We start from the raw sequence: 19,196 nt of genomic DNA on the forward strand, positions 1-19,196 counted from the left end.
TCTGTCCGATTTCGAGGATTAATTGTCGAGCTTCAGGTAATGCATGGAAGGGGCCGCTTTTAGAATGCCCTGCATTCCTGTCTCGAGTACGTAGCCATGTTATTGCCGAACCCCGTTAAGGGCTGGCGCTTTTCCGGCAATCGACTACTAGCGCTGTATAGTTTTCTGTTCGTGACTTGGAGCTGCATCCTCATGGGCTGGCTCTATTACGACGTGTTCAGTAGCCTCGAAAACCTTGCCAAACAGTCGTTGATGCAGCGCCAGCAGTTCTTCGAGCAACTTGAGGGCGATCAATTGATTGAGGCCCTGAGCGCCGGTATCAAGTTCGGCGCGAGTGATGCCGATACCTACGGGGTGTTCGATGAGCAGAAAAGGCCACTGAACGGCCCGCTCCAGCAGATCCCTGCGCGACTGCCCTTGGACGGTCAGATTCATGAGTTGAACAGTTGTATCGATTCTGCCTCGCCGCACAGCCGTTGCGATGCCGTTGCGATACGGACCTTGAATGGTCATTGGCTGATCCTTGCTCAATATCAGGGGGTAATATCCGGGGTTCTCAGGATCATCTTGCGAGCGTTGGCCTGGGGGCTGTGCCTGATCCTTTTGTGCGGTGCGGGTGTTTGGTACTCGCTGCGTAGTTGCCCGTTACGCCGGATTCGAACAATTCAAACTCGCGTTGAGTTGATCGCCGCCGGCTATTTGAGCTATCGCCTGCCGCTGTCAGATCGACGCGACGAGCTGGATATGCTGGCTGCCATTTCCAATACCATGCTCGACCGCATCGAACGATTCATGAACGAAATCAAGGATGTTTGCGACAACATAGCCCATGACCTGCGTATTCCACTGACGCATATCCAGGCGCAGCTTTACCGTCTGCAACAACAAGCGGCCAAGTGTCCAGGCGAAGCTGTGCAGATCGATCAAGTGATTGCTGAAACCGATGTGTTGATGGCGCGCTTTAACGGCCTGCTACGTATTTCGGAACTTAAAGATCACCAGCGTCGTGCGGGCTTTGTTGAATTCGACCCGCGACAGTTGGTGCAGGAGCTTTATGACTTCTACTTGCCGCTTGCCGAGCAGGGGCGCCTGACGTCGCAATTGCAGGTATCGGAATCGCTACCTCCCCTGATCGGTGACCGGGCGTTGTTGTTTGAAGCGTTGGCTAACCTGATGAGTAACGCGATCAAATTCACGCCCGAGGGCGGTGAGGTCGTGCTCAGAGCGGTCACTCATGCGGGCAGCACTCGCATCGAGGTGTTGGACTCCGGCCCTGGTATCCCACCGGCGGAACGGTCGGTGGTATTCCGGCGTTTTTATCGTGCCGACATCCATCGCCAACAGAGTGGTCTGGGGTTAGGGCTTTCGATAGTTGCGGCTATTGTCACTTTGCACGGATTCAAGCTGGAGGTCGGTACTTGCGAATATGGTGGTGCCCGGCTGACGCTCGATTGTTGACAAGGTGACTCTCAATCAGACTGCCGCCATTCACCATAAAGCAAGGGGCGGCCGCCGCCAGCGCTACGGCGATGGCGATGGCCAAGATTGTTTGGCCGCCAACTCGCGTATCTTTATGAGTTTTGCTATTGCGGCCAATATGCTCAAGGCTCGGCTGCTAGCGACCTAAGATCTGTAGCGTTGGATTTGCCAAGTAGCCGCCCGTCATACATGGATACCGCTCTGCTGATCTTGCCGTCCGAGTCCAGCGTGAGTTCCATAATCCCTGTTTTCACCGGAGTTAATGCAGAACCGTGCCATTCAAAGCCGCCACCCAGGTCACTGCCCACCACATGGCGCAATTTAGACCCGGTCATATAAGGCGCCGCGGAACGAACACGCTCAAAATAACGCTCAATGGCCGCTTGCCCGCGTATTTGTGTACGGACCGCCAGATCTTCGAACACCGCATCGTAAGTAAAGAGTTCAGCGGCTACCCGTGCATCACCGCTGTTCAGCGCAGATTGTAATGTGCGTGCAACTGCAGTTATTTTTTTACTGGCGTTCTGCGTTATTGCCGACTCTTTGAAGTCAGTGGGGAATTTATCGTCTGGTTTGCGAAATTCATGGTAGCGCTTGTCGTCGTAACTGCTGCTATCCCAATAGTCCGTCCACCGGATGATTTTGCCATCTTTGAAATCTACAGCGCCCACGATTCTCAACTCACCGCCAAATAACTCCGGCGTGTCCGTGAATTCTACAATCGCGCTGCCCGCGCCATTTATGGAACCACCCAGGATCCGTGTCGGGTAGGAGAGGCCTTTACCGGAGTGAGGTATAACCTTTCTTATGGCTTCCAGGCTGTTTTGGTCCCATCCCAACGTGGCATCAGTATAGGTAAGAAGGTGCGGAGAAAAATAGGTCATGGTTGCATCAATATTCTTCTGTGTCTTGACAGAAAAAAACGACCTGAAAAGCGAAGCCGTCTCCGGCTCGGCGTGGGAAATATCGGCTACATCCGGGTAGGGGGTTACGTTCTCGGCGTGGGCTACAACAGGGAGTGAGCCTACAAGAGCCGCAAAGCCTAAAGTCATGATCGATTTCATTGAAACTCCTATGAGGAAGGGAACAATATTCTGAGATCAGGCAGTCGCCGGCATGCCCGTCAGCCCTTTGCGATGTACTCGCCTGTCTTCAGTTGCGGGGGCTTGACCGCATGGCTTGATAACGTCGTGCCGGTGTTGATTCGGCTGCAATGTTGGAAAAAGAGACGCCTTAAATATAAAAGCTGTTGCTTGCAATAATATCAAAAAGCCTTAGAGGACGCGAGCGGTTTTTGAGCCCTGTCTTAAGCCCAGCGTGCAGGCATGCCCGTCGGTTACTGATGGGCGCTTCGTGCTGGGTGCTTGGCGTGCGAGCATCAAATAGAGGAGGGGGAGGATGGAAAATATTTCATGACGGCCGACGGGTGTGCTGTTCTAGAAATAATTTCACTGCCGGTCGATGAGGCTATCACCGCGTGGATGTGCAGTTATGTTATTTATAATTTTTTCACACTTCTCCAATCGATCCCTCACCTATAATCAGGCAGTTTATATAGACATTCAGGAAGCGGCCGGGCAACAGTTATCAGTGCCTTGGGTGTCGAGGATAATCCAGTCGCTACTGCTGGGCGTGCTGGGGTAAACAGTGTGTCATTTTGTTGTAGTCGCTGTTCTACGCCTCGGCAGTCATTTAATAAATATAGGGATTGTTTAGTGAAAAAGATTTCATCTTTGCATGATGAGTGCGTGCGAAAATTATTTGCTGATGATTATCCTAATTTGCCATTTGTGCATGGGGTTATCGAGGGCTTGCTGCCTGGTGAGGTCTTTGTTGATGATGCCTTTGAACCTGGCAATTGTATGGTTGTCAGCGCGGCCTCATATGCGTTTGCGGCGGGGGTATTCAGCACGCAGCAGATACAATCCTGTCTTGACCTATTAAGGGGTAAGGCTGAAATAAAGTTCGTATTGCCTGCGTTGAGTCCGCATCAGGCCAATAGATTTGGTTTGGAACCGACGCCTCGACGTCAATATGCTTATTCCACTGCAACGTCCGTTGAGGTCAATAATACGTCGGGTTATCTAGTTCGTCCGCTGGACAGTGAAGCTTTATTTAAAGACTGTATTTGGTTTGACTTCATGAGTGGTATTTTCGGCGGCACTGAGCATTTTCTCAAGCGCGGTTATGGTTGGGTTTTGTGGGACGCTGCTGCAGGCGTCATCGCCAGCGAGGCTTACGGGATTGCTTCAAAACAGTTTGTAGAGATTGGTACCGTGACGCATCCTGCTTATCGAGGTAAGGGCCTGTCGACCATGCTTTGCAGTCTTCTCATGCGTCATCTTTCTGGACTTGGGCTCCAGCCGATCTGGTCTTGCGATGAGAGTAACCCCGCGTCGTGGAGTGTCGCTGAAAAGCTAGGGATGCATAATCAGCTTTCCTACAATTTCTACAAACGCATGTTGGCTGAACCCTAATGCCCTGCCGCCTGTGATGCGGGTGTTCGGGCTGGTGCACTCGCAGGCTGAAGGGCGGGGCATTTAAGGTCTGCTGATTCATTACTCGACGATTTTACGGATACGGTAGACGCAGCGACGACCGCCACGTAGTAAATGCTCTTCGCGTGTCACCTGCCCCCATCCCTGCATCAGCATTTGAAATTGCGACAGTTCCGACGCGCAGAATCCTTGGCATTTGGTTGCGGCAGCGCAAATAGGACAATGATCCTCGATCAATAAGAAATCATCACCATCGTTTTCAACCCGTGCCATGTAGCCCTCCGCGTCACGCGCCTCGGCCAGCCGCCGGACGCGTTCGGCCAAGGAGCTTGCCGACTCCAGTTGCGCTTGATACTCGGCTAATTGCTGCGAGCCGCGTAGTTCGATGACTTGATCTATGCCCCCCTGGCCAAACAGCAGCGTCACCGATTCGATGATTTGCACGGTGAGCTGGGCGTGCGTATCGGGAAATCGAGCATGACCGGAGTCAGTCAATTGCCACAGCTGTTTGGGTCGGCCAACGCCTGAGCGTGAGACCACGCTATCGACCAGGGCTTGTTCGACCAATTTAGCCATCTGTTGACGCACCGCTTCGGACGTCACTCCTAGCACCTTTGACAAGCTCGCCGTACTGCAGGCGCCGTGCGTTTTGAGGTATCTCAAGAGGTGTTCGGATGAACGTGACGTCGAATTATCAAAGTTTTTAATTGCATAAGTCATTGTGGGCTCGATAATATTGAAACCGTTAGCTTGCTTATTAAGGCAGCTCCCGCGACAGGCTTCAAGTCTGGCGCTCTTGATAACTGAAGGAAAAACGTATGGACGCTCAGAGATCGCTGAGAGATTACCTGACGCTGCTTGCCATCGGCATCGTCTGGGGTGGGCAGTTTTTATTCAATGCACAGGCTTTGCAGGCGTTTCCACCGGTTACAGTCACCGCGGCCCGGGTGCTGTTGGGGGCAATCACCCTGAGCATTTTGACGGGGTTTATCTCGGAGCCATCGACCCCACGTACCAAGCGATCATTGTCGGTCTGGAGTTTATTTCTATGCATCGCTTTGTTTGAGGCAGTACTGCCGCTGTTTCTGATTGCCTGGGGGCAACAGCACGTGGACAGCAGCGTGACGGCAGTCATCATCGGCAGTGTGCCTATCCTTACCCTGATCCTGTCGGTGTTCATGAGTAAGCGTAAGGGGTTTACTGCGTATTCTGCGCTGAGTGTGATCTTTGGTTTTACCGGTATCGTGGTGTTGGTCAACCCCAGCGCAGACGGTGCGGGTGGAAAGTTAATGTATGAAATGGCGATTTTTCTTGGCGCATTGAGTTTTGCACTCAGTCTTAACCTACTGGAGCGAATCCCGCACAGCAGTCCGATTCGATCAGTCAGAAACATCCTGTGGACGTCCTCGGTTCCGTTAGTCATCGCTGCATTGATACTGGACAAACCATGGTTGCTGAGCTGGAACCTTGAAAGCGCACTGTCGGTGCTGGTCTTAGGCACGATTGGCTCTGGATTGGCTTATCTCATGTACGCCTCGTTGACTCAGCGTTGTGGCTCTGTCTTCACCTCATTGTCCAACTTCATTGTTCCTTTGGTTGGGGTGGCCCTAGGCGTAGCTATCCGAGATGAGGCATTTGGCTCAAAAGAGGTCATTGCGCTGGGGTTGGTTATTGCTGCATTGGCCGTCAATGAGGCTAAATCGTTATTCAGAACACGTGTTGAACGTGCCTGAGACCACTGACGGTTGAGCACATTAATCAGGCTGCGCGCGTTTGTTCTCTCTCGATACTCGAAAGAAGTGCCACCAAGCTACAGATCAAGATGGTCCAGCCCAGTTCCTGTGCCCACGCCACCACCATCATCGCGCCACCAATCATCAAGTAATACAAGAAACCAAACAGCGCTCCCGCTGTACCAAGGCGGTCCTGATACTTAACCAGCGCTGTTCCCAATACATTAGGAATCGCCATGCCGAACGCTAAGACCACCAGTAGCATCGGGGTGATGAACAGCCAGCTGCCTTGCAGTAACAACATAAGCAAGGCGCCGAAAAGCATCAGGCAGCTCGCAATTTCTACCACGCTGGAACCGCCTACACCGCGTTTGAGTAACCGTCTGTTTAACCACGCTCCGAGGCCCGACCCCAACGCCAGCAATACGCCGCTGTTGCCAAAGGATTCGGCCGTCATTCCCAAGTTATCAAACAGGAAAGGCCCCACGCTGTAGTAGCTGAACAGTGCAACGTTGAATGCCGCGACCAATGCGGCGGATCGCCATATCCCTGGATCCTGGAGCATTTGACCCAACGTGTTCAATAGTGGCGTCGGGGATAGTGCTTGCGGACGAGTTTCTGGCAGTTTCACCAGGCACCAAGCCAATAACACCAGGGAGAGCACTAACAAGCAGGTCAGCACGCCTGAATAGCCCTGAAGGTGCACCAGGCTGGCCCCAATAAACAAACCAATTGCCGGGCTTGCAGCCAGGGCGATGCTTGCAATGGAATAGACATGGGCCAGTTCGGTACCCGAGTAGCGGTCGCGCAGCAGTGTTTGAGTCACCACTGAGCCGACTGCTGCACCAAATGCCGCCACCGCTTGAGCGATGATCAGTGCCTCAAAGCTTTTAGCAAGCAATGCAAGTGCGGAGCCGAGCGTATAAAACGCCAAGCCTGCAAGCATGGCGGTGCGTCGACCCAGGCAGTCGCTGACCCGGCCCCAGACCAGGACGCCAAGGGCAAAGCCGATAAAAAACACTGAGAGTAATTGGGAGGTGGCCTGCGAGCCCACACTGAATACTTGCTCGATATCCGCCAGCGCAGGGCTGTAGAGCGTCTGGGCAATTTGAGGGAACATCATCAGTGTGATCGTCAGCGCAAGAAAGCTTCGGGAATTCATATACATGCACTCGATGGAAAAACGTAGCGCATTCTAAGTGTTGGAACTTTGGCGTATTATCTTGTTTTCGACAAATAATCATTGAAATCGGACAAAGCATGGCCCTCGTCAAACCCAATAGTGGCTTCGATGCCGACAGCTTCGGTGATGCGCCCGTCATCGGGCTTAGCATCATGCACCGCTACCATGACTCCGGCATGCACCAACATCACCGCGGGCAATTGATGTTTACCCAGCAGGGCAGCGCCCGAATCACTCTGGAGAACCTGCTGTGTTTGCTGCCACCCATGCGTGCTGTGTGGATACCCGCGGGGGTTAAGCATCGTGCTGTAATACAAGCAGCAGAATATCGCTCGGTGTATTTTAACCGTGCGCTGTCAGTCCCCCTGGGTGATGATGTGCGAGTGATCGAAGTCAGCCCATTGCTGCGCGCGGTGCTGGAAAGCATGACGCAAGCACCGAATGATGCCGATTGGAGCCAGGGTAAGTATGCCCACTTGTTGGCCTTGTGCCTGGTTGAGGTCGCCGATGCGCCGAGGCAACCGATTACTCTACCTTTGCCTCAAGACAAGCGCCTTGCGCCTTTGTTGGCACAACTTGAACGATTACCTCCAAATTTGCAGACATTGGTAACTCGCGTGGGGGCCAGCGGGAAGACCATTAGCCGTATCTTCCTGCGTGAGACGGGGATGGGGTATCAGCAATGGCGGCAGCAATGGCGACTGTTGCGCTGCCTTGAACTGCTTGCAACCGGACATAGCCTTGATTACTGCGCGTTTGAACTGGGGTTCTGTAACGACAGCGTATTGATCGCGTTCTTCAAAAGTTTGACTGGGACTACGCCGCGTAACTACTTCAAGAAAGGGTTGGGGGTATAGCTGTCTAGGTGGGTCTTTTGATTGATCTTGCTCCTGTGTCCATCCGGTGCGCGTAAAATATAGTTAATGCTCGTGCTCGCTATTTATCATTCGGTTGAATGTGTCATTTGTTTCACGGAACTTTCCTTGTGTGAGTGGTTGGTTGTTAATAATATTTAAATCAATAACTTCTGGAAGGCCTTAAGTGGTGTTTCTTTCAGGTCGTCGTATCGGTGGGCTGATGTGATAGAAGTAATCAGCCAGGCGCCCGTTCTATTAAACGTCGAGTGCCTGCATAGTGTCGGGCACAAGCACTGAGGAAAAAAATATGCTATTTACCCCTTTCTTTATAGCACTTGGCGCCGCCATGGCTGCCATGTATGGACGTGAAAAGCTCAGTGATGGCCTATTCTCTCTGCTTGTAATTGTGCTGTTGGTGCTCTTTATGCATAACGCAACCGATATGGTGAATGCGTCATTCTAAGACTGATGAGGTGCGATGATGAACAGGCATTTAAATGCCCTAGGTTTATTAGGCATGTGTGTTGTCCTGATGGTTGCTTTTTTTTACCAATTTGCGCTCCATAGTCTGCCGTGTACATTGTGCAACTTGATTCGGGCAGGCTTGATTGCTCTGGGGCTGGGCTTCTTGTTTAACCTGAGGTTGGGCATCAAGAATAAACACTATAGCTTCGCTATTGTGGGGGCGCTGCTTGCAGGTGGTGTCTCACTTCGGCATATGCTGTTGCATATCGTACCTGGAGATCCGGGTTATGCAGAGACGGTATTCGGCATTCACATGTACACCTGGAGTGCGATCGCCTCAGTGGCAGCCATCGTGTATATCGCGGGGCTGATGTTGTTGCCAGAGAGCCGCTCCGTCGCTCGGATGCCGCTGATTAGCAAAGGTATCGCGGGATTGTTTGTAGCAGTTATCGCGGTGAACCTGGTGTCCATCGTGATTGAGGGCGGATTCAATCAGGACCTGACTGACCCCCAAGACTACTATTTGCTTCGTTAGCAAGTGGAGCTGCCGTCGCCCTCTCAATCGTGGCGCGTCTGGCGTTGATTTTTGGGGGGAGGGCGAGCGCTTTTATTGCAGGGGTTACGAGTGGGTAGAGGCAGATAAATCTGCCTCTACCGCAGTGTCACCAGGAATCAGTATTCCCAGAACATCCGTTGCAGTTCCTTGCTGTCCTGGGTCTTGGTCAGGGCAACCATTGCCAGGATGCGGGCTTTCTGTGGGTTCAGGTCAAGGGCGGCGACCCAGTCGTATTTGTCGTCCGGCTGTTCGGCGTTGCGCAGCACCATGCCGCCGGCGTTGACGTGGGAGGAGCGAATGATCTGCACGCCTTGCTTGCGCAGTTCCACCAGCGCTGGCACGACCTTGGACGATACCGAACCATTACCGGTACCGGCGTGGATGATGGCCTTGGCGCCAGCCTGGGCCAATGCTTTGTAGGCGGTATCGCTTACGTTGCCGTAGCCGTAGGCAATTTCAACGTCAGGCAGGCTCTTGATGGTCTTGATGTCGAATTCCGAATCCATGGTGTGGCGCTTGGCTGGCAGGCGGAACCAGTAGGATTTGCCTTCCACTACCATGCCCAGCGGGCCCCAAGGGCTCTTGAACGCTTCGGTTTTGATGTTGATCATTTTGCTGACGTCGCGACCCGATTGGATCTCGTCGTTCATGGTCACCAGCACGCCCTTGCCACGCGCATCTTTGCTGCCGGCCACGGCCACGGCGTTGTACAGGTTAAGCATGCCGTCCGCGGACATCGCGGTACCTGGGCGCATGGAGCCGACCACCACGATTGGCTTGTCGGTTTTTTCCACCAGGTTCAGGAAGTAGGCGGTTTCTTCGAGGGTATCGGTACCGTGGGTGATCACGATGCCGTCAACGTCCTTGCTGTCGGCCAGTTCGGCCACGCGGCGGCCCAGTTGCAGCAGGTTTTCGTTGTTGATGCTTTCGGAGGCGATCTGCATCACTTGTTCGCCACGCACGTTGGCGATCTGGGAGAGCTCGGGAACGCCGGCGATCAGTTGTTCGATACCGACTTTGGCTGCCTGATAGGTGGCGCTGTTTGCGGCACTGGCGCCAGCGCCGGCGATGGTACCGCCGGTGGCGAGGATCACCACGTTGGACAGTTTGGTCTTGGTTTCAACTTCTTTTGCGTGGGCGGCAACAGGGAACAGCAGCAGAAGGGCGAGGGCGCCCGGAACAAAGTTCTTCAATGCAGATTTCATTATTTTTCTCTCTGGTTTTTGATGAGTGCGGTGGCAGTTTCATCCAGAACACCCGGGCGACTCTGAACGCCTCGGGTGCTGAGAAAGAGCAGGATTTGTACCAGGCCGATTGTGCGCAGGGATATAAATTAACGTATTGATTTAAAACAACTTAATTTGACTTTCTGACGGTGCGAAAAGGACGCTTGTCCGGCTTTCCGAACAGTGCGCGGGTATTTCGTTCGGTTGTCCGAAAAAGATGACGGAATATTCCTGGCTCCTGCATGACCTTGGTGTCACAGCCTGTCGTTTCGGCGCAGGACCTGGTGAGTCGATGTTCAAACACATCTCAGGGTGCGCATCTGCGGCGCTGAGGACCTTGGATGAAAGACGGATTACCCCGTTGACAAACCTCGACAAGGTTCTCATAGTTTGAATAACGCAAACGTTTGCGAGATGTTTCACGAAGCGCTTCTGGTGTGTCGTGACCGCTCGTTTCAGCCCCCCGGGTGGGGCGGCTGCCGAAGAGGGTTTCGGTGCAAGCGTTGCTCACAATAATCATAAGATCGGAGTGAACCCATGAAGCTGCCATTTGCTGGACGCCTTCTTGCTGTCGCTGTGCTTGCCGCCGCATCCGCTGCCCTGCCTCTCTCCTCTGCATTTGCCGATGATGCCGCCCTCAAACCCAAGGTCGGCCTGGTCATGAAGTCCCTCGCCAATGAGTTTTTCGTCACGATGCAGGACGGTGCCAAGGACTACCAGAAAGCCCACGCCGCCGACTTCGACATGATCACCAACGGCATCAAGAACGAAACCGATACCAGCGCGCAGATCGATATCGTCAACCAGATGATCCTCGCCAAGGTTAACGCCATCGTGATTGCTCCTGCCGACTCCAAGGCGCTGGTTACCGTGCTGAAGAAGGCTTCGGACGCGGGCATCAAGGTCGTCAACATTGATAACCGCCTGGACCCTGACGTCCTGAAAAGCAAAAACCTCGACATTCCGTTCGTAGGCCCGGACAACCGCAAAGGCGCCAAGCTGGTAGGCGATTACCTGGCCAAGCACCTGACCTCGGGTGACAAAGTCGCGATCATCGAAGGCGTACCCACCACCACCAATGCCCAGCAGCGCACCGCAGGCTTCAAGGATGCGATGGACGCTGCCGGTATGAAGATCGTTTCCACCCAGTCCGGCAACTGGGAAATCGACCAGGGCCAGAAAGTGGCGTCCGCCATGTTGAGCGAACACCCAGACCTCAAGGCACTGCTGGCCGGCAATGACAACATGGCCCTGGGCGCTGTGTCTGCGGTACGTGCCGCAGGCAAGACTGGCAAAGTGCAGGTGGTCGGCTATGACAACATCGAAGCCATCAAGCCGATGCTGCAAGACGGCCGTGTACTGGCGACCGCCGACCAGGCTGCTGCCCAGCAAGCCGTGTTCGGTATCCAGAACGCGCTCAAGCTGGTCAAGGGTGAGAAAGTCGATGCCAAAGACGGCGTGATCGAAACCCCTGTCGAACTCGTCCTCAAGAAGTAATCCTGGCAGTACCCAACAGCGTCCGCTCGTCCTGAGCGGGCGCCTGGAGATTTTCCTATGTCATCTTCCGCCCCGAACGCTGTCCTCTCGGTCAGCGGTATCGGCAAAACCTATGCCCAACCGGTTCTGGCCGACATCACCCTGACGCTCAATCGCGGGGAAGTGCTGGCGCTGACCGGTGAAAACGGTGCAGGTAAAAGCACGCTGTCGAAGATTATCGGCGGGTTGGTCACGCCGACCACCGGGCACATGCAGTTCAACGGTCAGGACTACCGCCCGGCCAGCCGTACCCAGGCCGAAGAGCTGGGCGTGCGCATGGTCATGCAGGAACTCAACTTGCTGCCGACGCTGACCGTGGCCGAAAACCTGTTCCTGGATAACCTGCCCAGCCGGTGCGGCTGGATCAGCCGCAAGCAACTGCGCACGGCCGCAATCGAAGCCATGGCCCAGGTTGGCCTGGACGCCATCGACCCGGACACCCTCGTCGGCAGCCTGGGTATCGGGCATCAACAAATGGTCGAGATTGCGCGCAACCTGATCGGCGATTGCCATGTGCTGATCCTCGACGAGCCCACGGCCATGCTCACCGCGCGTGAAGTCGAGATGCTGTTCGAGCAAATCACCCGCTTGCAGGCTCGCGGCGTGGCGATCATCTACATTTCGCATCGGCTCGAGGAGTTGGCCCGTGTTGCCCAGCGCATTGCGGTACTGCGTGATGGCAAGCTGGTCTGCGTCGAGCCGATGGCCAACTACAACAGCGAGCAACTGGTCACCCTGATGGTGGGCCGTGAGCTGGGTGAGCAAATTGACCTGGGCCCGCGGACCATCGGCGGTCCCGCCCTGACCGTGAAAGGGTTGACGCGTTCGGACAAGGTTCGCGATGTGTCCTTTGAAGTGCGCGCCGGCGAAATCTATGGCATCTCCGGCTTGATCGGCGCCGGCCGCACTGAGCTGTTGCGCCTGATCTTTGGTGCCGACCTGGCCGACAGTGGCACCATTGCCCTGGGCTCGCCTGCCCAGGTAGTGAGCATTCGTTCGCCAGTGGACGCGGTGGGGCATGGGATTGCCTTGATCACCGAGGACCGCAAAGGTGAAGGTTTGCTGCTGACCCAATCCATCAGCGCCAACATCGCGCTGGGCAACATGCCCAAGATTTCCGGTGGTGGCGTGGTGAACAACCGTGACGAAACCGCCTTGGCCAAGCGTCAGGTAGATGCCATGCGCATCCGCAGCTCCAGCCCGGCGCAATTGGTCAGCGAGCTGTCGGGTGGCAACCAGCAGAAAGTCGTGATTGGTCGCTGGCTGGAGCGCGATTGTGCGGTAATGCTGTTCGACGAACCGACCCGTGGCATCGACGTTGGCGCCAAGTTCGACATCTATGCCTTGCTGGGCGAGCTGACTCGCCAGGGAAAGGCGCTGGTGGTGGTGTCCAGCGACCTGAGAGAGCTGATGCTGATCTGTGATCGGATCGGCGTGCTCTCCGCCGGACGCCTGATCGAAACCTTCGAGCGCGACAGCTGGACCCAGGACGAGCTGCTTGCCGCCGCCTTTGCCGGCTATCAAAAACGTGATGCGCTGCTCAACGACGCAGTGCTTAGGGATACCCCATGAAAACAACAACTTCCCCCGGAAAAACCGGCGGTAACTTCTACGGCCTGGGTACCTACCTGGGCCTGGCCGGTGCCTTGCTGGCGATGATTGCGCTGTTCTCGGTGCTCAGCGACCACTTCCTGTCCTATGACACCTTCAGCACCCTGGCCAACCAGATTCCGGACCTGATGGTGCTGGCGGTGGGCATGACCTTCATCCTGATCATCGGCGGTATCGACCTGTCGGTGGGCTCGGTGCTGGCGTTGGCCGCATCGGCGGTCAGCGTGGCGATTCTCGGCTGGGGCTGGAGCGTGTTGCCGGCCGCCATACTCGGCATGGGTTGCGCGGCGCTGGCTGGCACCATCACCGGCTCCATCACCGTGGCCTGGCGGATTCCGTCGTTCATCGTCTCGCTCGGTGTGCTGGAAATGGCGCGGGGCGTGGCCTATCAGATGACCGGCTCGCGCACCGCTTACATCGGTGACTCGTTTGCCTGGTTATCCAACCCGATTGCCTTTGGTATTTCTCCGTCGTTCATCATTGCGTTGCTGGTGATCATCGCGGCGCAACTGGTGTTGACCCGTACGGTATTCGGTCGTTACCTCATTGGTATCGGCACAAACGAGGAGGCTGTGCGTCTGGCGGGGATCAATCCCAAGCCCTACAAAATCCTGGTATTCAGCCTGATGGGCTTGTTGGCCGGTGTTGCGGCGTTGTTCCAGATCTCGCGCCTTGAAGCGGCAGACCCGAACGCCGGTTCCGGCCTGGAGCTGCAAGTGATCGCCGCTGTGGTGATCGGCGGTACCAGCCTGATGGGCGGGCGCGGTTCGGTCATCAGTACCTTTTTCGGGGTGTTGATTATTTCGGTGCTGGCGGCTGGCCTTGCGCAGATCGGTGCTACGGAACCCACTAAACGCATCATTACCGGTGCCGTCATTGTGATCGCCGTGGTCCTCGATACCTATCGCAGCCAGCGCGCCAGTCGGCGGGGCTGAACCATGGCAACGATCAAGGATGTGGCGGCGCTAGCGGGTATTTCCTATACCACGGTGTCCCATGTGGTGAACAAGACGCGCCCGGTCAGCGAGCCGGTACGCGTCAAAGTCGAGGCGGCGATCAAGCAGTTGGACTACGTGCCCAGCGCCGTCGCGCGTTCGCTCAAGGCCAAGACCACGGCCACCATTGGCTTGCTGGTGCCCAATAGCCTCAACCCGTACTTTGCGGAGCTGGCGCGGGGCATCGAGGATTACTGCGAGCGCAATGGCTACTGCGTGATTCTCTGCAACTCCGACGACGACGCTGAAAAACAGCGCAGTTATTTGCGCGTGTTGCTGGAAAAACGCGTCGACGGCTTGATCGTGACGTCCGTGGGCGGCGATGACAGTGGTCTTGCCGCCGGCTTGAGTGCGGTGCGCACGCCCATGGTGATTGTCGACCGGGCGCTGGATGGCATTGATGTCGATCTGGTACGCATCGATCACGAAGAGGGCGCTTATCTCGCCACCCGCCACCTGCTGGAATTGGGGCATCGGGACATCGCCTGTATCGGTGGCCCGGTGCATACGCGGGTAGCACAGATGCGTCTGGCGGGTTACCAGCGCGCGTTGCGCGAGGCGGGCGTCGAAGTCTCGGCCAGCCGTATCCTGGAAAGTGACTTCACCAGCACCGGAGGTTATGCCGCAGCCGTGCAGTTGTTGTCGGGAAACCCGCCCAGTGCGATTTTCGCCAGCAACGATATGATTGGTTTTGGCGTGCTGCGCGCCGCCGCGGAGCGCAATCTGCGTGTGCCGGGCGAGCTGTCGGTGATCGGTTTCGATGACATTCAGATGGGGCGCTATGTCTACCCCGCGCTGACGACGGTCGGGCAGTCGATCCTGCAATTGGGCGAGACGGCGGCCGAATTATTACTGCAACGAATAGCAACCCCCCAACTGCCGATCGATCAACGCATCGTGACGCCCAGCATTGTTTTGCGTGAGTCGACCGCGCCATTGGCCGATGTGTTCGCCCAATACCGCTGAACCGAATTGATGAGTACTGATGTATGCCAGCAAAAGTAGTGGTAATAGGCAGCTTGAACATGGACCTGGTCACCCGCGCCAGTCGTTTGCCACGTGCCGGTGAAACCCTGATCGGCCAGACGTTTTCCACCGTTCCCGGCGGCAAGGGCGCGAACCAGGCCGTCGCATCGGCCCGTCTGGGGGCGGATGTCGCGATGGTCGGTTGCGTCGGCACTGACGCCTACGGCAGCCAATTGCGGGAAGCGCTGCTGGTGGAGGGGGTCGATTGCCAGGCGGTCAGTGCTGTGGAAGGCTCCAGCGGTGTGGCGTTGATCGTGGTGGATGACAGCAGCCAGAACGCCATTGTGATTGTGGCGGGCAGCAACGACCAGTTGACGCCAGCGTCTCTGAAAAGCTGCGACGCGGTGTTACAGGCGGCAGATGTGATCATCTGTCAGCTTGAGGTGCCGATGGATACCGTTGGGCAGGCGCTCAAGCGGGGGCGTGAGCTGGGCAAGACAGTCATTCTCAACCCCGCCCCGGCAAGCGCACCGTTGCCTGCCGAGTGGTATCACTCGATCGATTACCTGATCCCCAATGAAAGTGAGGCCACTGCCCTCAGCGGTGTGACGGTCGACTCGCTCGACAGCGCCAAGGTCGCCGCGACCGCGCTGATCAAGGCGGGGGCGGGCAAGGTCATCATCACCCTTGGCGCCCAGGGAGCACTGTTTGCCGACGGCAAAGGCTTCGAACAGTGGGTGGCGCCGAAGGTCAAGGCGGTCGATACCACGGCCGCTGGCGATACCTTTGTCGGTGGCTTTGCCGCCGCGCTGGCCGCCGGCAAGAGCGAGGCCGAGGCGATCCGTTTCGGCCAGGTGGCGGCGGCGTTGTCAGTGACCCGTGCCGGTGCTCAGCCATCCATTCCTACACTGCAAGACGTACAAGGTTTTGTGCCCTCATGAAAAAGACACCTTTGCTGAATATCGCCCTGTCGCGGGTCATCGCATCGCTGGGCCATGGTGACATCCTGGTTATCGGTGATGCGGGTCTGCCGGTGCCTCCCGGCGTGGAGCTGATCGACCTGGCGCTGACCCAGGGTATTCCGGATTTCATCAGCACCTTGCGCATCGTGCTGAGCGAAATGCAGGTTGAAAGCCACGTGCTGGCGGAGGAAATCCTGCTTAAACAACCGCCTGCACTGGGCGAGCTTGATGCGCTCGCAGAGCAGGCGGCGCTGGGTGAAAGGCGCCTGCTCAGCCATGACCAATTCAAGCAACTGAGCCGCAATGCCCGCGCGGTCGTGCGCACGGGCGAGTGCCAACCTTATTGCAATATCGCGCTGGTGTCCGGCGTAACGTTCTAGCGTCCCCCCTTATGACAAGGAGTGTTTTATGCATACCCTGAAAAACCTGTTCCGGAGTGTTCTGCTTTTGTCCGCGCTCACTGCTGCAAGCGCCCAAGCGGCGGAAAAAATCGACCTGATCATCGACACCGACCCTGGGGCCGATGATGTGGTGGCGTTGCTGTTTGCCATGGCCTCGCCGGACGAGTTGAAGATTCGTGCGCTGACCACCGTCGCCGGCAACGTGCGCCTGGACAAGACCTCTCGCAATGCGCGCCTGGCACGCGAGTGGGCAGGGCGCGAAGATATTCCGGTGTATGCAGGTGCGCCAAAACCGCTGCTGCGCACGCCGATCTACGCAGAGAATATTCATGGCAAGGAAGGGATTTCCGGCGTCACCGTGCACGAGCCCAAGAAGGGCCTGGCCGAAGGCAATGCCGTCGACTACCTGATCAAGACCCTGAGCAGCGCCGCGCCGCACAGCATCACCATCGCCATGCTCGGCCCACAGACCAACCTGGCGCTTGCGTTGACCCAGGCGCCGGAAATCACCCAGGGCATCAAGGAAGTGGTTGTGATGGGCGGCGCGCATTTCAATGGCGGTAATATTACGCCCGTGGCCGAGTTCAACCTGTTCGCCGATCCGGTCGCGGCTGAGATTGTGCTCAAAAGTGGTGTGAAGCTGACTTACCTGCCGCTGGACGTGACTCATAAGGTCCTCACCAGCGACGCCCGCCTTAAAAAGATTGCCGACCTGAATAACAACGCGAGCAAGGTGGTCAGCGCCATTCTGAATGAGTATGTCAAAGGCGATATGGAGCACTACGGGATTCCGGGTGGTCCGGTCCATGATGCTACCGTGGTGGCGTACCTGCTCAAGCCTTCGCTGTTCAGCGGTCGCGAGGCCAATATGGTCGTAGACAGCCGTGAGGGCCCCACCTTCGGCCAGACCATCGTCGACTGGTACGATGGCCTCAAGCAGCCGAAGAATGTGTTCTGGGTCGAGAACGGCGACGCCCAGGGCTTTTTCGATCTGCTGACCGAGCGCCTGGCGCGTCTGAAGTAGGGTGCTTGACCCGGTCGACGTTCGTCGTCCGGTCCTTAATCGCGCGTTTGCGCCCCCATGTAGTCGGCCGGGTATTTCTCGAATACCTGGCCGATGAACGCTTGTGCCGCCTGTGTGCCCAGTTCCTTGACCAGCAGGTCGATACCAATGATCGCCAGTTCTTCAGCGCTTCCAGGGCTGTAGGAGCTTTGGCCTTGGGGCCATTTGGCTTTGATATCGGCTTGGAGCGTTACGGTGGTCATGGAAGTCTCACGGGCTGAAAATACGAGGCAATGCACTGGAAAGCGGTTCCAGCGGGCGCAGTTAAGCATTTTGCGGGGCATTTGGCACTGCTACTTAGGCATGAGGGAGGGGGCTGTGCGACACTGGCGCCCTGTTTAACGGCCGGGAAACTGCGCGTGCAAATCGATTTGAACAAGCCCGATAACCTTACGCTGGAGGCTGTGCGCCAACTGCTTGGCAGCGCCAGTGACGATGAACATACCCAATTGCGGGTCAGCAAGGCGGGCATCGCCTACATCTCGTCAGGGGCGGTCGGAGGGGCTGAGGTTGATGGCCTGCTGTTTCGCCTGGAGACCTGGGCTAAAGGGTCCGGCTATGTCGGCATCGTGGCGGCCAGCGATGAAGTCTGGGTCATGCAGATTTTCAACGCGCTCAAACAGAACTGGCCAAAACCAGCGTCTGACTACATCGACATCTACTGAATACGTTCATATCTAGTCACGATTGACCGGGCGCCTGCCGGCCGTGAGTCAGGCAGACTTGCGCGCAGGCGGTTAACGTCTTGAAACCAATCGCCTTGACTGCTGTCGCACGATCTCTGTCCATTTTTTATCATAGGAGGCTTCATGCCTTGGAAGCTCGCATCATTCGGTACTTTGTTGGCAGCACTCGCGTTGGCGGGTTGCAGCACCCCGGGTGCCTCTGAGCCAGGCAAAGATGCCACCGTGACCGATGCCGGTCATAGCCGCTGTGAGTCGAAGGCCGCCGAGTTCGCGATCGGCCAGAAAGCCTCGCCGCAACTGCTGGAGCAGGCGCGTACGCGTGCCGGCGCGCAGAACGCACGTATCCTCAAGCCCAACGATATGATCACGCTGGAGTATCGCTCCGACCGCTTGAACCTGAACACCGACGACAACCTGGTGATCACGCGGGTCAATTGCGGCTGATAGCGCCTCTTTTGTAGCGCCCATAAAAAACCCCGTCACATGGACGGGGTTTTTTTAGCTCAGCGGGGAATTACTCGCCGCGAACTTGTGCAGCTTGCATACCCTTTTGGCCTTTCTCAGCCACGAAGGAAACGGTTTGGCCTTCTTTCAGGCTTTTGAAACCGTCGCTTTCGATAGCTTTGAAGTGTACGAACAGGTCGTCACCGCCACCTTGAGGAGTGATGAAGCCGAAGCCTTTTTCATCGTTGAACCATTTAACGGTGCCGGTTTGGCGATTAGACATGGTGTATCTCCAAGAAACATATATTTTCAGTAGTACTGTGCTGCTCAGGCCAACTGGGCACACCGAGCTATCATAGTCGAAATGTTCGACTTGGGAGCCCCCCCAAGGCACTGTTTGCTCATCAATAGCGCTGCATTGCGGGTTTGGATCGGCTGAAAGCCCCGATCTACGGGGCTTTGGCTCGAAATATCAACTGATAAAAAAAGCCGTAAAAGCTGCGTATTTTGTGAGAAATGGCAGTTTTTGGGCTGT

Annotated in this window: 21 protein-coding genes; 15 read left to right on the forward strand and 6 right to left on the reverse strand. The window is 56.2% G+C overall.

All coding sequences use genetic code 11. The features are described 5' to 3' along the window. Nucleotides 1-96: 96 nt before the first annotated feature. Nucleotides 97-1,458: a sensor histidine kinase gene (locus MJP36_RS12250; protein WP_161549299.1), complete on the forward strand. Its 1,362-nt coding sequence runs from the start codon at nucleotides 97-99 to the stop codon at nucleotides 1,456-1,458. 143 nt (nucleotides 1,459-1,601) lie between these two features. Here the strand turns inward: MJP36_RS12250 and MJP36_RS12255 are convergent, their stop codons facing one another. Beyond that, a complete protein-coding gene (locus MJP36_RS12255; protein WP_161549298.1) occupies nucleotides 1,602-2,543 on the reverse strand; it encodes a nuclear transport factor 2 family protein in 942 nt (313 codons plus the stop codon). Nucleotides 2,544-3,194: 651 nt separating this feature from the next. Between MJP36_RS12255 and MJP36_RS12260 the strand changes: the two genes are divergently transcribed. Next, complete coding sequence (locus tag MJP36_RS12260; RefSeq protein ID WP_161549297.1) at nucleotides 3,195-3,956, forward strand: GNAT family N-acetyltransferase; 762 nt, start codon at nucleotides 3,195-3,197, stop codon at nucleotides 3,954-3,956. A gap of 81 nt (nucleotides 3,957-4,037) precedes the next feature. Here MJP36_RS12260 and MJP36_RS12265 read toward each other — a convergent pair whose 3' ends face one another. Next, nucleotides 4,038-4,697, reverse strand: coding sequence for a helix-turn-helix transcriptional regulator (locus MJP36_RS12265; RefSeq protein WP_244385438.1), 660 nt, complete (start codon nucleotides 4,695-4,697; stop codon nucleotides 4,038-4,040). Nucleotides 4,698-4,795: 98 nt separating this feature from the next. On the opposite strand from MJP36_RS12265, the gene MJP36_RS12270 reads away from it, so the two are divergent. Then, entirely contained in the window at nucleotides 4,796-5,710 is a 915-nt protein-coding gene (locus tag MJP36_RS12270) for a DMT family transporter (RefSeq protein ID WP_161549295.1), read from the forward strand. Nucleotides 5,711-5,735: 25 nt separating this feature from the next. Here MJP36_RS12270 and MJP36_RS12275 read toward each other — a convergent pair whose 3' ends face one another. Next, the gene (locus MJP36_RS12275; RefSeq protein ID WP_161549294.1) at nucleotides 5,736-6,872 is read right to left on the reverse strand and encodes an MFS transporter; all 1,137 of its coding nucleotides are present in this window, start codon (nucleotides 6,870-6,872) and stop codon (nucleotides 5,736-5,738) included. A gap of 98 nt (nucleotides 6,873-6,970) precedes the next feature. Between MJP36_RS12275 and MJP36_RS12280 the strand changes: the two genes are divergently transcribed. The 3 genes from MJP36_RS12280 to MJP36_RS12290 all read left to right on the forward strand — a co-directional run bounded on the left by MJP36_RS12280 (nucleotide 6,971) and on the right by MJP36_RS12290 (nucleotide 8,750). After that, on the forward strand, nucleotides 6,971-7,750 hold the full coding sequence (locus MJP36_RS12280) for an AraC family transcriptional regulator (RefSeq protein ID WP_161549293.1): 780 nt from the start codon (nucleotides 6,971-6,973) through the stop codon (nucleotides 7,748-7,750). A gap of 307 nt (nucleotides 7,751-8,057) precedes the next feature. Further along, on the forward strand, nucleotides 8,058-8,213 hold the full coding sequence (locus tag MJP36_RS12285) for a hypothetical protein (protein WP_161549292.1): 156 nt from the start codon (nucleotides 8,058-8,060) through the stop codon (nucleotides 8,211-8,213). Between the two features lie 18 nt (nucleotides 8,214-8,231). Next, nucleotides 8,232-8,750, forward strand: a complete 519-nt coding sequence (locus MJP36_RS12290) for a disulfide bond formation protein B (RefSeq protein WP_244385439.1) — start codon at nucleotides 8,232-8,234, stop codon at nucleotides 8,748-8,750. A 137-nt stretch (nucleotides 8,751-8,887) separates the two neighbouring features. Here MJP36_RS12290 and MJP36_RS12295 read toward each other — a convergent pair whose 3' ends face one another. Next, a complete protein-coding gene (locus MJP36_RS12295; protein ID WP_090369838.1) occupies nucleotides 8,888-9,976 on the reverse strand; it encodes an asparaginase in 1,089 nt (362 codons plus the stop codon). Between the two features lie 558 nt (nucleotides 9,977-10,534). On the opposite strand from MJP36_RS12295, the gene MJP36_RS12300 reads away from it, so the two are divergent. From MJP36_RS12300 to MJP36_RS12330, 7 genes are read left to right on the forward strand one after another with little or no spacing between them, the layout of a single operon-like run. Next, entirely contained in the window at nucleotides 10,535-11,494 is a 960-nt protein-coding gene (locus MJP36_RS12300; RefSeq protein ID WP_244385440.1) for a sugar ABC transporter substrate-binding protein, read from the forward strand. 57 nt (nucleotides 11,495-11,551) lie between these two features. Continuing rightward, nucleotides 11,552-13,105, forward strand: a complete 1,554-nt coding sequence (locus MJP36_RS12305) for a sugar ABC transporter ATP-binding protein (protein WP_060756910.1) — start codon at nucleotides 11,552-11,554, stop codon at nucleotides 13,103-13,105. Continuing rightward, nucleotides 13,102-14,079, forward strand: a complete 978-nt coding sequence (locus MJP36_RS12310; RefSeq protein ID WP_090369844.1) for an ABC transporter permease — start codon at nucleotides 13,102-13,104, stop codon at nucleotides 14,077-14,079. Before MJP36_RS12305 ends, MJP36_RS12310 begins: the two co-directional genes overlap by 4 nt. 3 nt (nucleotides 14,080-14,082) lie before the next feature. Beyond that, the gene (locus MJP36_RS12315; RefSeq protein ID WP_060756908.1) at nucleotides 14,083-15,105 is read left to right on the forward strand and encodes a LacI family DNA-binding transcriptional regulator; all 1,023 of its coding nucleotides are present in this window, start codon (nucleotides 14,083-14,085) and stop codon (nucleotides 15,103-15,105) included. Between the two features lie 23 nt (nucleotides 15,106-15,128). Next, nucleotides 15,129-16,046: a ribokinase gene (rbsK, locus tag MJP36_RS12320; RefSeq protein WP_104994310.1), complete on the forward strand. Its 918-nt coding sequence runs from the start codon at nucleotides 15,129-15,131 to the stop codon at nucleotides 16,044-16,046. Next, nucleotides 16,043-16,447: a D-ribose pyranase gene (rbsD, locus tag MJP36_RS12325; protein WP_060756906.1), complete on the forward strand. Its 405-nt coding sequence runs from the start codon at nucleotides 16,043-16,045 to the stop codon at nucleotides 16,445-16,447. The genes rbsK and rbsD overlap by 4 nt, the downstream gene beginning before the upstream one ends. A gap of 28 nt (nucleotides 16,448-16,475) precedes the next feature. Continuing rightward, nucleotides 16,476-17,492 carry a nucleoside hydrolase gene (locus MJP36_RS12330; protein WP_244385441.1) on the forward strand — a complete coding sequence of 339 codons (1,017 nt, stop codon included), beginning with the start codon at nucleotides 16,476-16,478 and terminating at the stop codon, nucleotides 17,490-17,492. Between the two features lie 35 nt (nucleotides 17,493-17,527). On the opposite strand, the gene MJP36_RS12335 is transcribed toward MJP36_RS12330, so the two are convergent. Beyond that, the gene (locus MJP36_RS12335; RefSeq protein WP_060756904.1) at nucleotides 17,528-17,734 is read right to left on the reverse strand and encodes a hypothetical protein; all 207 of its coding nucleotides are present in this window, start codon (nucleotides 17,732-17,734) and stop codon (nucleotides 17,528-17,530) included. A 156-nt stretch (nucleotides 17,735-17,890) separates the two neighbouring features. On the opposite strand from MJP36_RS12335, the gene MJP36_RS12340 reads away from it, so the two are divergent. Both MJP36_RS12340 and MJP36_RS12345 read left to right on the forward strand, forming a co-directional pair. Next, nucleotides 17,891-18,196 carry a hypothetical protein gene (locus MJP36_RS12340; RefSeq protein ID WP_244385442.1) on the forward strand — a complete coding sequence of 102 codons (306 nt, stop codon included), beginning with the start codon at nucleotides 17,891-17,893 and terminating at the stop codon, nucleotides 18,194-18,196. Between the two features lie 144 nt (nucleotides 18,197-18,340). Then, complete coding sequence (locus MJP36_RS12345) at nucleotides 18,341-18,661, forward strand: I78 family peptidase inhibitor (protein ID WP_090369850.1); 321 nt, start codon at nucleotides 18,341-18,343, stop codon at nucleotides 18,659-18,661. Between the two features lie 70 nt (nucleotides 18,662-18,731). On the opposite strand, the gene MJP36_RS12350 is transcribed toward MJP36_RS12345, so the two are convergent. Further along, nucleotides 18,732-18,944: a cold-shock protein gene (locus MJP36_RS12350; RefSeq protein WP_003234260.1), complete on the reverse strand. Its 213-nt coding sequence runs from the start codon at nucleotides 18,942-18,944 to the stop codon at nucleotides 18,732-18,734. Nucleotides 18,945-19,196: the final 252 nt, after the last annotated feature.

Source organism: Pseudomonas palleroniana, from assembly GCF_022836895.1.
In the GTDB taxonomy this organism is placed as follows: domain Bacteria; phylum Pseudomonadota; class Gammaproteobacteria; order Pseudomonadales; family Pseudomonadaceae; genus Aquipseudomonas; species Aquipseudomonas palleroniana.